The organism is Nonomuraea sp. NPDC049714 (assembly GCF_044465295.1).
GTDB lineage: Bacteria > Actinomycetota > Actinomycetes > Streptosporangiales > Streptosporangiaceae > Nonomuraea.
Window position 1 is genome coordinate 578,052 of sequence record NZ_JBITLM010000005.1, and the last position, 13,020, is coordinate 591,071.

The following is a 13,020-nucleotide window of genomic DNA, read 5'->3' on the forward strand; positions in this document are numbered from 1 at the left end:
CCTTTCGCGGGGAGGACCCGCCCCGCCGTGGGGGGTCGGCGGGGCGGGGGCTATCGGGTGCGGCCGATCAGGGGAAGAGCCGCCCGTACTCGGCCAGGGCGACCGCCACGTCGACCTGAGCCCAGAAGCGGTGGTAGTTGAAGACCGGCGCCGGCCCGCTGCCGTCGAGGAACGCCTCGACCTTCGGCCAGTCGGGGTCGTCCTCGTAGAAGGACCTGATCGACAGGAACGTGGAGTCCTGGTTGATCGGGTCGCCGTTCGGCATGGTCCCGGTCCAGCCCGGCGGCACGTAGACGGGGTCATCGACGCGCCGGTAGTCGGCCTTGGTCTCCTCCACCGAGACGCCCTTGTCGTCACGGTTGTCCCAGACGCCGTCCAGCAGCGCCTTGGCCATGGCCTGCGCCTCGGCGTCCTGCGCGCGGGCCGCGTAGTACATCAGCACCTTGGCGTACGAACCGGCCACGCCCACGTCCTGGGTGTGGTCCAGGACCTCGACGTGCAGGCCGGGGTTGGCCGGCGGCATGCCGCTGGTGGCGTTGAAGTTCCCGGCCGGCTGGCCGGTCCAGCGCAGCGTGGACGGGATCTGGTAGCTGCCGTCGGCGTTGATCGTGGTGTTGTCCATGGCCCACGCCACCCACTTGTCGAGCAGCGCCTTGGCGTCGGCGTTGCCGGTGACGTTGTAAAGCTCGGCCACCCGCTCCATCGTCCACGCCTGGAAGCCGAACCACTGGTTGGACGGCGGATCGTGGTAGACCGGCTGCCAGTCGTAGGCCATGCCGTGGAACTTGGGCAGCCCGCTCGGCGGGGTGGCGTAGTGGCCCTCCCAGCTGTTGGTCGCGCCGCCCGCGATGGCGCCTTCCGCCGACTGCAGCCAGGTGTAGAACTGCAGCTGCCGGGTCAGGCTGGTGCTCCAGTCCTGGGCGCCGGTGCTGCTCAACGGCCGCAGCTCGGGGACGTTCGCCAGCGCCCAGGCCGCGAACGGGTTCTGGTAGCCGGCGTGGTTGTGGCTGGAGCCGATCCGCCAGGCCCAACCGGCGTTGGCGTCGGTCGCGCCGCCCCACGCGTAGTACCAGGACAGCAGGTAGTTGGAGGAGTTCTTGCCGGTGCCCGCCGGGCACGACGGGCTGGTGCAGCCGGGCTGCTTGAAGTACTTGTCGTACATCGAGTAGCGCAGGTAGTCGCCCATCTTCGCAGCCTTGGCCACGGTCGCGGAGATGTCCGACTCCTTGCCCTGCGCCTCGGCCCAGGTCTGCGCCCAGTACGCCACCTGCACCGCGCGGGCGTCGGCGTCGGGGGCGTTGGTGTACTTCCACTGCTTGGCGTACGCGCTGTCCTCGATGAACAGGTCGAGGAAGCCGTTCGTGCCGCCGTGCTCGAAGGTGTCGCAGGACGGCTGCGGGAGCGTCTCGAAGACCGACTCCTCCGGACCGCGCTGGTAGGTGTTGATGTAGGCGGGCCTGGTGGTGCCGTCGCCGCAACGGCCGAAGCCGTAGGTGTTGTCGACGTCCAGCAGCCAGTGCATGCCGTAGATGTCCTCGGTGCCGTAGGCGCTCTGCAGTTCGCCCGCGATCGGGTCGGAGCCCACGCTGACGCTGCTGTCGATCGCCGTCGGGTAGTTGGAGATCTCCAGGTGCTCGGCCGCGTACGTGGCCGGCTTGGCCGGGTCGTAGAAGGAGTTGGTCGGCTGGTCGGCCGTGGCCGGGATGATGTAGGTCTCCATCGAGTCCCAGGCGGCGTTGAACTTCGACCAGTCACCGGTGACCTGCCCGTAGACGGCCTCCAGCCACAGGTAGTAGCTGTAGGCCTCGGACGTGGTCTCGTGCCCGTGGTCGGGCGCCTCGACCATGAACGTCTCCACCGAGTGGTACGGCACGCCCTCGGGCGAGAAGTAGCCGTTGGCGGGGTCGTGCAATTCGTTGTAGAGCTCGGTGAACCGCTCGATGTACTCGTTGTCGCCGCCGCCCGGCGTGTCGTTGTCGGCCTCGGTCACGGCGACGTCGACCGGGCTGTAGCCGGTCGCGGTCACCCTGAAGACGGCCGAGCCGCTGGTGTCGTCGGCGTCGTCGGCGGCGGCGATCGTCACGTTCTGGGCGGTGTTCCAGTTCGCCGGGGTGAAGGTGCGCGTCGCGCCGGAGCTGACGGTCAGGTCGGCGTCGCCGCTGGCCCGCGCGGTGCTGACGGTCACGTTCGCGGTGGGCGCCCTGGACAGCCTGATGCCGAAGGAGGCGTCACCCGTCTCGGGCACGGCCAGGCTCAGCGGGCTCACCACGAGCACGGGGGTGCTGTCGGTGGAGACCGTGATCCCGACCGGGGACGACGTGGTGGTCTCACCCGCGTCGTCGGTCGCCCTGGCGGTGATCGAGTAGTTCCCGGCCGCCACGTTCTGCCAGCTGTAGGCGTACGGCGAGGTGGTGTCGGTGCCGAGCAGTGTCGAGCCCTGGTAGAAGTCGACCTTGGCGACCGTGCCGTCCTGGTCGGCGGCGGTCGCGGCGATCGGCACGGTGGCCGGGGCGGTGAAGGTCTGGCCGGCGGACGGTGAGGTCAGCGAGACCGTCGGAGGCTCGTTGACGTCCGTGCCGCCGCAGGTGGTGCCGTTGATGGCGAACGAGGTGGGCGGGGGGTTGCTGCCCGACCAGGTGCCGTTGAAGCCGATCGAGGTGCTGGCCCCGGTGGCGAGCGCGCCGTTCCAGGGCATGTTCCCGGCCGTGACCCGGGTGCCCGACTGGCTCCAGTTCGCGCCCCAGCCGCTGGGCGTGTACCTCTGTGTGGTGGTGGGGAAGTCGAAGGTCAGCGTCCAGCCGTTGAGCGGGTCGCCGAGGTTCTTGACGGCGAGGTTGGCGGTGAAGCCGCCCTGGTTCGAGCCGCTGGTCCAGTCGTTGGAGGCGTAGGTCACCTCGCAGGCGACGGCCGCGCCGGCGGGGGCCTGGGCCAGCACGGTCGTGGTGCTCGCGACGAGGACCAGGGTCGCGGCCCCGGCGAGCCGCCTGACCGCTCGGGCGAACATGGATCGGGGTCTGTGGGTCACGGTCTCTCCATGGGAGTAGGGGGTGGGAGCGCTCCCATGGCGATTGTGTGTTGGGCCCGGCTCCGGATGTCAAAGAATCGGCCGCCGCGGAACCGTCGCGCTTCCTCCCACCTGGCAGCACCCGGCAGCGCGGCATGAAAGTTTCAACCGGGTTCGGGAGCATTCGGCGAGCGTGCGGGCCGGTGCGGGGAGCGGCTCCCGGCGTTCGCTGTACACCTTTCCGAGTCCAGCTCACTATGGGAGCGCTCCCAAGTCAGCCTCTGTACCTGCTGGAGATGATGACTCGTGAAAATCCCACGCGCCCTCCGGAGATGGGCCGTGACGGCCACCGCGACCTGCGTCGCGGCGGCCGGCCTCATCGCCGGGCAGACCACCGCGGCCCACGCCGCGGTCGCCTGTGACGTCGTGTACACCCCCAACACGTGGACATCGAGTCCAGGACAGGGCGGCTTCACCGCGAACCTCACCCTGAAGAACCTCGGCGACCCGCTCACCGCCTGGACGCTGGCCTTCGACTTCCCCACCACCACGCAGCGGTACACGCCGAGCGGCTGGGGCGCGAACTGGAGCCAGTCGGGCACCCGCGTGACCGGCGCGAGCATGCCCTACAACGGCGCGCTCGCCACCGGCGCCAGCGTCACTGTCGGCTTCAACGGCACCTGGTCCGGCACCAACCCGAACCCCGCCTCCTACAGCGTGAACGGCACCACCTGCGGCGGCCCCGGCGGCGAGACCCCGTCGGTCGTCACCTCCGCCAGCTCCGTCGCCGTCAACGAGGGCGGCACCGCCACCTTCACCGCCCGGCTGTCGTCGGCCCCGGCCGCCGACGTGACCGTCAGCACCTCGCGCACCAGCGGCGACGCCGACCTGACCGTCAGCTCCGGTGCCTCGCTCACCTTCACCACCGCCAACTGGAACACCCCGCAGACCGTCACCCTGGCCGCCGCCCAGGACTCCGACACCACCTCGGGCACCGCCGCCTTCACCGTCGGCGGGACCGGCGTCACCTCCGCCACCGTCAACGGCACCGAGGTCGACGACGACGCCGTCCAGGAGCAGTCGCTGGTCGTCACCCCGACGTCGGTGACCGTGCCCGAAGGCGCCGGCGCCACCTACACCGTGCGCCTGGCCACGCAGCCTTCCTCGAACGTGACCGTCACGTCGAGCGCGGGCAGCGGCGACGCCGACCTGACCGTCAGCTCCGGCGCCTCGCTCACCTTCACCACCGCCAACTGGAACACCCCCCAGACCGTCACCCTGGCCGCCGCCCAGGACTCCGACACCACCGCCGGCACCCGTGCCTTCACCGTCGCGGCCACCGGTCTGACGTCCCGTACGGTCACCGCCACCGAGGCCGACGACGACGGCACCACCCCCGTGCACGTCGCGAACCCGTACGCGGGAGCCACCGGCTACGTCAACCCGAACTGGTCGGCCAGGGCCGCCGCCGAGCCGGGCGGCGCCGCCATCGCCAACACCTCCACCGCCGTGTGGATGGACCGCATCGCCGCCATCGCCGGCTCCGCGAGCGCGATGAGCCTGCGCGAGCACCTGGACGAGGCCGTACGGCAGGACGCCGCCAACGGCGCCTCACCGCTGACCATCCAGGTCGTCATCTACAACCTGCCGAACCGGGACTGCTCCGCCCTGGCCTCCAACGGCGAGCTGCGCATCGCCGAGAACGGCTTCAACCGCTACAAGACGGAGTACATCGACCCGATCGCCGGCCTCCTCGACGACCCGCAGTACGCCAACCTGCGCATCGTCACCATCGTCGAGCCCGACTCCCTGCCGAACCTGGTCACCAACATCGACAGCTTCGCGGACTGCCGTGAGGCGAACGGCCCCGGCGGCTACGTCGACGGCGTCCGCTACGCGCTCGACAAGCTGCACGCGATCACCAACGTCTACACCTACGTCGACGCCGCCCACCACGCCTGGCTGGGCTGGGACTCGAACTTCCAGCCCTCGGTCGACCTGTTCCACTCCACCGTCGCCGGCACCACGGCGGGCGTGGCCAGCGTGGACGGCTTCATCGTCAACACCGCCAACTACTCGGCCGCAGTCGAGCCCCACTTCACCGTCAACACCAACGTCAACGGCACCTCGGTGCGCCAGTCCGACTGGGTGGACTGGAACTTTTACATCGACGAGCAGACCTTCGCCACCGCGTTGCGCAACGCCCTGATCGCCAAGGGCTTCCAGCAGGGGCTGGGCATGCTCATCGACACCTCGCGCAACGGCTGGGGCGGCGCCGACCGCCCGAGCGGCCCGAGCACCTCGACCAACGTGAACACGTTCGTGGACGACTCGCGCGTCGACCGCCGCATCCACGCCGGCAACTGGTGCAACCAGAGCGGCGCGGGCATCGGCGCCAGGCCGCAGGCCAGCCCCGCGAGCGGCTTCGACGCCTACGTCTGGATCAAGCCGCCGGGCGAGTCGGACGGCTCCAGCGAAGAGATCGACAACGACGAGGGCAAGAGGTTCGACCGGATGTGCGACCCCACCTACACCGGCAACGACCTCAACGGCAACAACATGTCCGGGGCACTGCCCAACGCGCCGATCTCCGGCCGGTGGTTCTCCGCCCAGTTCAGGGAGCTCGTGAGCAACGCCTACCCGCCGCTCTCCTGATCTAGATCACAGGGCTCGGGCCGCCGGACCTGCACCCGGCCCGAGCCCTGTCTCAACAGCCCTGTCTCAACAGCCCTGTCTCGACAACTCTGTCTCGACAACTCTGTCTCGACAACTCTGCCTCAACGCCCCGCCCGCCACTCGGAGACGATCCGCTCCACGTCGTAGGGCATCAGGTTCAGCGGCGGGCCCGACAGTCCGGTCCTGATGGCCGCACGGATCTTGTCGTTGATCTCGTTGACGATCAGCCGTACCTCGCCCTCGGACCTGGCCTTGGCGGCGGCCTCAAGGGACTCCTCGGCCTCCTTGCGCAACGCCAGCGTCGGCGGCAGCGGCATGGACAGCCCCTCGGCGCGCAGCTTCTGCTTCACCCACCACAGGTCGTCCCCGACCTTGTCCAGGTCGGGGATCGGCTTGCCCTTGCCGGGCAGGTCGTCGAACTCGCCCCGCTCCTCGGCTTCGCGAATCTGCCGGTCCACCCAGGTCTCGAACGGCATTCCCAGTGGTTTGCGCTCGGTCACGCGCGCCTCCCCCTTCAGGCCAGGTTGTGCTTGGGCGCCACCGGCGCCCGCCACCCGAGCATCGCCTCGGTCATCCGCACGGCCGCCACCGTGGCGGGCACGTCGTGCACGCGGACGATCCGCGCCCCGCGCAGGATCGCCATGACGTTGGCCGCGATCGTCCCCTCGGTCCGCTCCCCCTGCGGGCGGTCCAGGGTCTCGCCGATGAAGTCCTTGTTGGACAGCGCCACCAGCGTCGGATAGCCGATCGCGGTGATCTCCTCCAGCCGCCTCATCAGCTCCAGCGAGTGGTAGGTGTTCTTGTTGAGGTCGTGTCCGGGATCGATGATGATCCGGTCGGGCGCGATCCCCGCCTCCAGGGCGACCCGGACCCGCTCGCGCAGATAGGCCGTCACGTCGGGCACGATGTCGGCGTAGTCGGGCCGCATCACCCGCCTGCCGGGCCCGCCGAGGCTGTGCGTCACCACGACCGTGGCGCCGGTCCGCGCCGCGACCTCCGCGAGGCCGGGCTCCCGCAGCCCGTTGGTGTCGTTGATCACGTCGGCGCCGGCCGCCAGCGCGGCCTCCGCCACGGCGGCCCGGTGCGTGTCCACGCTGATCACCGCGTCGGTGATCCGGCGCACCTCGGAGATGACGGGCGCCACCCGGTCGATCTCCTCCTCGACGCCGATCTCGGCCTGCGCCGCGCTGAAGGCGAACCCGCCGATGTCCACCCAGTCGGCCCCGGCGTCCACGGCCCGCCCCGCCGCCTCGACGGCCCGCTCAAGCTCGAAGGTGCGGCCTTGGTCGTGGAAGGAGTTGGGCGTACGGTTGACGATCGCCATGATCGCCACCTGGCGCCGGAAGTCGAACTCGCGCCGCCCGATCCGCCGCACGGGCTCGACGATCTCCGTCAAGGGGGAGAACGTTGTGCCGGCTCCACCATTCATGGCACCCATCCTCCAAAGCCCGGCCACGCTCCAGCCATCATGAGCGAGCCTACCCGCCCGGCCGTCGGCTCCCCCGTCAGGCGGTGAAGTGCCCCGCGTGCCGGTGGTTCCCGTTCGCCGCGACCCGGACGCGCTTCATCGGCGAGGCGTGCCGGGGCGCGTGCCGCGGCAGGCGCATGGTGATCCGGACGGTGGTGCCGGCGGGCCCGGTGCGCAGGTCGACGCCGTCACAGAACCGGCGGATCAGATAGATCCCCCTGCCCGTGAACGCCGTGTCCGATGGCTGCCCGTGGCCGTTGAGGTAGTCGGGCGGGATGCCGGGCCCGTGGTCGACGATCTCGACCTGGAGCAGGCCGTCGGCGCTCCACATCTTGAGGTGGCCGTGCCCGCCGCCGTGCTCGACGGCGTTGACGATGCCCTCGTGGACGGCCAGCACGAAGTCCTCAAGCCGCGCACCCGCCAGCCCCGAGGCCGAGGCGTGCCGCGCGACGTCATGGCGCAGGGGGGTGATCTCCTGGATGGTGAAGGGCTCGGTCAGTAACGTACTCATGGCAGGCTCCTCGCGATCGCTTGATCACCTGTCTGGTCACGCCGACGGACGGAAGTCGAAGGGCGGTCTCCGGCGCCTTCGAACGGAGGGTCAGCGGGGTTCGCTCGGCGGGAGGGGACCGGCCGACGCGGCTTCGATGGATCCATGGGTGACCTCCGTGTCGCGATGTGACACGTAGGCCGCGCTTCTGGACCTCACGTGGTTCTAGTCCTGCCCCGCGGGCAAGCCCTTACACCATCTGCCAGAAATAGCCACAAATATCGGAAAAAAGTCCGGCAATGTCATCCCTCGGAAGTGGAGCGGGCGCCCGCGCCGGTGGCGAGCTCACTCAGGCGGCCCCGTGCGGAGTCGGGGGCGAGCGGCGCGGTGTCCATCCCGGCGCCGTCGTGCATGCCCTCCAGCATCGCCCGGACGGCGTCGACGGACGAGTACGCGGGCGTCCAGCCGAGCACCTCACGGGCCCGGTCCATCTTCATCAGCGGGATCTGCAGGGCCAGCTCCAGCAGGCCGGGCGCGGCGGGCACCAGCCGGAGGTGCCAGCCCGCGGCCACGGCGGCACGCGCCAGCCCCGGCGAGACCGGCACGGTCCGCGCGCCGAGCAGCTCGGCGAGCGCCGGCGGGTCGAGCACCGGGTCGGCGGCCAGGTTGAAGGCCCCGCTGACGGGCTTCACCACGGCCAGCCGGTAGGCCTCGGCGGCGTCGTCGGCGTGCAGGACCTGCAGCCTGAGCCCGGGGATGTCCGGCACGAACGGGATGGTACCCGCCTTGACCAGCCTGCGCGGCAGCAGCGGCCCGGCGAACAGCCTGCGCTGCTCGGTGGCCGCCTCCCGCTTGAAGATGAAGCCCGGCCGCATCCGGACCACCCGGATACCGGGATTGTCGTTCTCGAACACGTCGAGCACCCGCTCGACGTAGGCCTTCTCCCGCCCGTAGGCGGCGCCGGGGTAGCCATGGGTGGGCCAGCTCTCGTCCACCGGCTCGTCCTTGGGCCGGGGCGAGTACGCGCCGACGGAGGAGGCGTACACCAGGGCGGGCACGCCCGAATCGGCCACCGCCTGGAAGACCCGCATGCTGCCCAGCACGTTGGCCCGCCAGGTGACCGTGGCGTTCCTGGTCGGCTGGAACAGCCAGGCCAGGTGCACGACCACGTCGGCGCCGTCGAAGATCTGCGGCAGGTCACCGGTGACCACGTCGGCCCGGTGCCACACGGTCCGGCCGGACTTCAGGCCGGGCAGCCGCCGGGCGACGCCGGCGATGGACGTCACGCTCTCGTCGGCCTCCAGCGCCCGCACCACGCTCGTCCCGACGTTCCCCGTCGCTCCCACCACCACGACTCTCATGCGGCAGGGGCTGCCCCGGCTGAGGCCCGCGAAACCGCCTGAGCTGCGAAGTTCATGGTCTCAGCAGCACTTTGACGGCACCATTCGCCTTCTTTTGGAACATCTCGTACGCGTGCGGCGCCTCCTCCAGCGGCAGCCGGTGGGTCGCCAGATCCATCACGCCGAGCGGGTCGGAGTCGTCGGTGACCAACGGCATCAGGGCGCCGACCCAGCGCCGGACGTGCGCCTGGCCCATCCGCAGCGTGATGCCCTTGTCGAACAGGCGCAGCATCGGCATCGGGTCGGTCATGCCGCCGTAGACGCCGATGACGGAGATCACGCCGCCGCGCCGTACGGACTCGATGGCCTGGTTGAGCGCCGCGAGGCGATCGACGCCCGCGTGGGTCATGAGCGGCGCGGCGAGGGCGTCGGGCAGCAGGCCGGTGAGGGTCTGGGCGAGCTTGGCGCCGCGCGAGCCGTGCGCCTCCATGCCGACGGCGTCGATGACGGAGTCTGTGCCGCGCCCGGCGGTGAGCTGCCGGATCGCCTCGGGCACGTCGTGGACGTCGCTCGCGTCGACGACCTCGACGCCGTGGCGGCGGGCCATCTCCAGCCGTTCCGGCACGCCGTCGACGCCGATGACGCGGTGGCCGAGGTAGCCGGCGATGCGCGCGCACATCTGGCCGATGGCGCCGAGCCCGAAGACCGCGACGCTGCCGCCTTCGGGCAGGTGGGCGTACCGGACGGCCTGCCAGGACGTGGGCAGCACGTCCGACAGGTAGACGAACCGCTCGTCGGGCGGGCCTTCGGGGACCTTGATCGGGCCGAACTGGGCCTGCGGGACGCGCAGGTACTCGGCCTGGCCGCCCGGCACCTGGCCGTACAGCTTGGTGTAGCCGAACAGCGCGGCCCCCATGTCGTGCTCGCGCACCTGGGTAGTCTCGCACTGGGCGTAGAGCTCCATCCCGCACATGTGGCAGTGGCCGCAGGAGATGTTGAACGGGATCACGACCCGGTCGCCGGGCTTCAGGTTGGTGATCTCCGCGCCGACCTCCTCGACGACGCCCATGGGCTCGTGGCCGAGGATGTCGCCCTCGGTCATGAACGGCCCGAGGACCTCGTACAGGTGGAGGTCGGAGCCGCAGATGCCGCTGCTGGTCACCTTGATGACCGCGTCGTTCGGCTCCTTGATCTGCGGGTCGGGGACCTCTTCGACCCGGACGTCGCGCTTGCCGTGCCAGGTGACGGCCTTCATGGCTTTCTCCCTACTGAGGGGACAGGCTTCGCATACCCACACACCTGCCATCAAACGAACCGGTCGCACCGTGAACGGTCATGGGCGGGTCTCGGCAGGTGCGAGAAAAACTCTGATCTCCAAATCGGCTTTACACCCTCCGTATTGAATGAGTAACTACTGGTGATGACGCTCGACAGAAGGAGCCGGCTCATGACGGTGAGCTTTACCCCCAACCTCCTGGGACCGCGCGTGGACGACCGCCTGGCCGACTTTCTCGACGGCTGGCGGGCTCCGGTGGCCGACCGGGACGTGGTGGCCGCCTACCAGCTGCTCGTCGACTTCATCCTCACGGGCGGCAAACGCATCCGGCCGCAGTTGTGCTATTGGGGCTGGCGGGGAGCCGGCGGCGAGGACTGCGAGGAGATCATCAGCGCCGCCGCGGCACTTGAGCTCTGTCACGCGGGCCTGCTGATCCACGACGACATCATGGACGGCAGCGAGCTGCGCCGTGGCCGGTCCACCGTGCACCGCAGCCTCGCCCACCTGCACGCCGGGCCGGGCGCCGACGCGTTCGGGCAGGCCGGCGGCATTCTGCTGGGCACACTCAGCCTGGCCTGGTCCGACGCGCTGCTGTCCTCGTGCGGGATCGAGCCGACCCGCCTGCGCGCGGCGCACCACCTGTTCGACGCCATGCGCGCCGAGGTCATCAGCGGCCAGTATCTGGACATCCTCTCCCAGTTGCGCGCCGGGGCCAGCGTGGACCAGGCGCTGACGACGATCCGCTACAAGACGGCCAAGTACACCGTGGAGCGCCCGTTGCAGATCGGCGGCGCGCTGGCCGGGGCGTCCCCCGAGCTGCTGCGCTCCTACTCGGAGTTCGGGCTGCCGCTGGGCGAGGCCTTCCAGCTCCGCGACGACGTGCTCGGCACCTTCGGCTCCTCGGGAGAGACCGGCAAGTCCGCGCTGGACGACCTGCGCGAGGGCAAGCAGACCGTCCTGTTCGCGCAGGCGGTGGAGCGGGCCACGCCCGCGCAGCTGGCCTACCTGCGCACCTGGCACGGCAATCCCGAGCTGACCGAGGACCACGCCGCCGAGTTGCGCCGGATCCTGGTCGGCACCGGCGCGATCGACCGGGTGGAGTCCATGATCGAGGAGCGGGCGAGCGAGGCGGTCAAGGCCCTCGACGCCGCCCCGATCGCGCCCGATTCCCGAGCGGCGCTGACCGCGCTGACCGCGCAGCTGGCCCACCGCGACAGCTGACCCGCATGGATGAGCCAGGAGCGGCGCTTCAGCCTGCCCAACATCGATTACCCAGAGCCACTCTCTATCACTGTTCGTAGTCAACCCTTCATGATCGGTGGTGCACGATGACCGAATCGACCGAATCGACCGCTCAGGGCAACGGCCAGCAGCTCAGCCTGAGCACCGACGCCGCGCGAAATCTGGCCACGACGACCAAGACCGCCCCGCAGATGCAGGAGATCACCTCCCGCTGGCTGCTGAAGCTGCTGCCGTGGGTGCAGACCTCCGGTGGGGTCTTCCGGGTCAACCGGCGCCTGACCTACACCTTGGGCGACGGCCGCATCACCTTCAGCACCACCGGTGCGGACGTGCGCGTCGTGCCCGCCGAGCTCTGCGAACTGCCGATGCTGCGCGGCTTCGGCGACATCGAGGCCCTGGAGTCGCTCGCCTACCGCTTCGCCCAGCACGAGGTCGAGGCCGGCGAGGAGATCGTCCGCGAGAACGACCCGATCGAGCAGCTCGTGCTGATCGCGCACGGCCGGGTCGCCAAGATGACCACCGGCGCCTACGGTGACCAGCAGAGCCTCGGCATGCTGGCCGACGGCGACCATCTCGGCGAGCAACTGCTCGTCGGCGGCGGCCAGTGGGGCTTCTCCGCGCGGGCCAAGACCGCCACCACCGTGCTGACTCTCTCCCGCGAGGACTTCCAGGCGCTGCTGGACCGCTCGCCGAGCCTGCGCGAGCACCTGGAGGCGTGGCAGGCCAGCGGTGAGCGGGCGCACAACGACTACGGCGAGGCCGCCATCGACATGGCGTCGGGCCACAGCGGCGAGCCCACGCTGCCCGGCACGTTCGTCGACTACGAGCTGAGCCCGCGCGAGTACGAGCTGAGCGTGGCGCAGACCGTGCTGCGGGTCCACAGCAGGGTCACCGACCTGTACAACCAGCCGATGAACCAGCTCGACCAGCAGCTCCGCCTGACCGTCGAAGCACTGCGCGAACGGCAGGAGGACGAGATGATCAATAACCGGGACTTCGGCCTCCTGCACAACGCCGACTTCAGCCAGCGCGTCCGCACCCGCACCGGCCCGCCCACCCCTGACGACATGGACGACCTGCTGGCCAAGGTATGGAAGGACCCGGCCTTCTTCCTGGCGCACCCGCAGACCATCGCGGCCTTCGGCAGGGAGTGCAGCAAGCGCGGCCTGTATCCCCAGGCAGCCGAGGCGAGCGGCCACCGGGTGCCCGCCTGGCGCGGCGTGCCGATCTTCCCGTGCAACAAGATCCCCATTTCCGGGCGGCGGATGAGCTCCGTCCTGCTCATGCGCACCGGGCAGGAGAGTCAGGGCGTGGTCGGCCTGCACCAGACCGGCATCCCCGACGAGTACCAGCCCGGCCTGTCGGTCCGGTTCATGAACATCAACGAGAAGGCCGTCATCTCCTACCTGGTCAGCGCCTACTACTCGGTCTCCGTGCTCGTCCCCGACGCGCTGGCCGTACTGGAGGACGTGGAGATCGGGCGCGAGGACTGACGGAACATTTCGCTCCCAGGGATTGGTGGTG

9 protein-coding genes are annotated in these 13,020 nt (G+C 70.1%); 3 read left to right on the forward strand and 6 right to left on the reverse strand.

Translation table 11 applies throughout. The features are described 5' to 3' along the window. Positions 1-67: 67 nt before the first annotated feature. Positions 68-3,025 (reverse strand): glycoside hydrolase family 48 protein, encoded by a 2,958-nt coding sequence (locus ACIBQX_RS23380; RefSeq protein WP_397007784.1) that lies wholly within the window; start codon positions 3,023-3,025, stop codon positions 68-70. Positions 3,026-3,343: 318 nt separating this feature from the next. Between ACIBQX_RS23380 and ACIBQX_RS23385 the strand changes: the two genes are divergently transcribed. After that, positions 3,344-5,659: a glycoside hydrolase family 6 protein gene (locus tag ACIBQX_RS23385; protein ID WP_397007786.1), complete on the forward strand. Its 2,316-nt coding sequence runs from the start codon at positions 3,344-3,346 to the stop codon at positions 5,657-5,659. 122 nt (positions 5,660-5,781) lie between these two features. On the opposite strand, the gene ACIBQX_RS23390 is transcribed toward ACIBQX_RS23385, so the two are convergent. From ACIBQX_RS23390 to ACIBQX_RS23410, 5 genes are all read right to left on the reverse strand, one after another. Next, positions 5,782-6,180 (reverse strand): DUF1992 domain-containing protein, encoded by a 399-nt coding sequence (locus ACIBQX_RS23390; protein ID WP_397007788.1) that lies wholly within the window; start codon positions 6,178-6,180, stop codon positions 5,782-5,784. A gap of 14 nt (positions 6,181-6,194) precedes the next feature. Beyond that, complete coding sequence (gene folP, locus ACIBQX_RS23395) at positions 6,195-7,076, reverse strand: dihydropteroate synthase (RefSeq protein ID WP_397007790.1); 882 nt, start codon at positions 7,074-7,076, stop codon at positions 6,195-6,197. Between the two features lie 109 nt (positions 7,077-7,185). Further along, positions 7,186-7,659 (reverse strand): ATP-binding protein, encoded by a 474-nt coding sequence (locus ACIBQX_RS23400; RefSeq protein ID WP_397007792.1) that lies wholly within the window; start codon positions 7,657-7,659, stop codon positions 7,186-7,188. A gap of 281 nt (positions 7,660-7,940) precedes the next feature. After that, complete coding sequence (locus ACIBQX_RS23405; protein ID WP_397007794.1) at positions 7,941-8,999, reverse strand: NAD-dependent epimerase/dehydratase family protein; 1,059 nt, start codon at positions 8,997-8,999, stop codon at positions 7,941-7,943. Positions 9,000-9,051: 52 nt separating this feature from the next. Beyond that, positions 9,052-10,233, reverse strand: coding sequence for a zinc-dependent alcohol dehydrogenase (locus tag ACIBQX_RS23410; RefSeq protein ID WP_397007796.1), 1,182 nt, complete (start codon positions 10,231-10,233; stop codon positions 9,052-9,054). Positions 10,234-10,425: 192 nt separating this feature from the next. Here ACIBQX_RS23410 and ACIBQX_RS23415 point away from each other — a divergent pair, with 192 nt between their 5' ends. Together ACIBQX_RS23415 and ACIBQX_RS23420 are read left to right on the forward strand one after the other, a co-directional pair. After that, the gene (locus tag ACIBQX_RS23415) at positions 10,426-11,475 is read left to right on the forward strand and encodes a polyprenyl synthetase family protein (RefSeq protein ID WP_397007798.1); all 1,050 of its coding nucleotides are present in this window, start codon (positions 10,426-10,428) and stop codon (positions 11,473-11,475) included. 107 nt (positions 11,476-11,582) lie between these two features. After that, positions 11,583-12,989 (forward strand): family 2B encapsulin nanocompartment shell protein, encoded by a 1,407-nt coding sequence (locus ACIBQX_RS23420; RefSeq protein ID WP_397007800.1) that lies wholly within the window; start codon positions 11,583-11,585, stop codon positions 12,987-12,989. The last annotated feature ends 31 nt before the right edge of the window (positions 12,990-13,020 follow it).

Coding starts and splice junctions, on each gene's coding strand:
- ACIBQX_RS23400 (WP_397007792.1), bottom strand. CDS start 7,659: ATGAGTACGTTACTGACCGAGCCCTTCACCATCCAGGAGATCACCCCC.
- ACIBQX_RS23405 (WP_397007794.1), bottom strand. CDS start 8,999: ATGAGAGTCGTGGTGGTGGGAGCGACGGGGAACGTCGGGACGAGCGTG.
- ACIBQX_RS23410 (WP_397007796.1), bottom strand. CDS start 10,233: ATGAAGGCCGTCACCTGGCACGGCAAGCGCGACGTCCGGGTCGAAGAG.
- ACIBQX_RS23415 (WP_397007798.1), top strand. CDS start 10,426: ATGACGGTGAGCTTTACCCCCAACCTCCTGGGACCGCGCGTGGACGAC.
- ACIBQX_RS23420 (WP_397007800.1), top strand. CDS start 11,583: ATGACCGAATCGACCGAATCGACCGCTCAGGGCAACGGCCAGCAGCTC.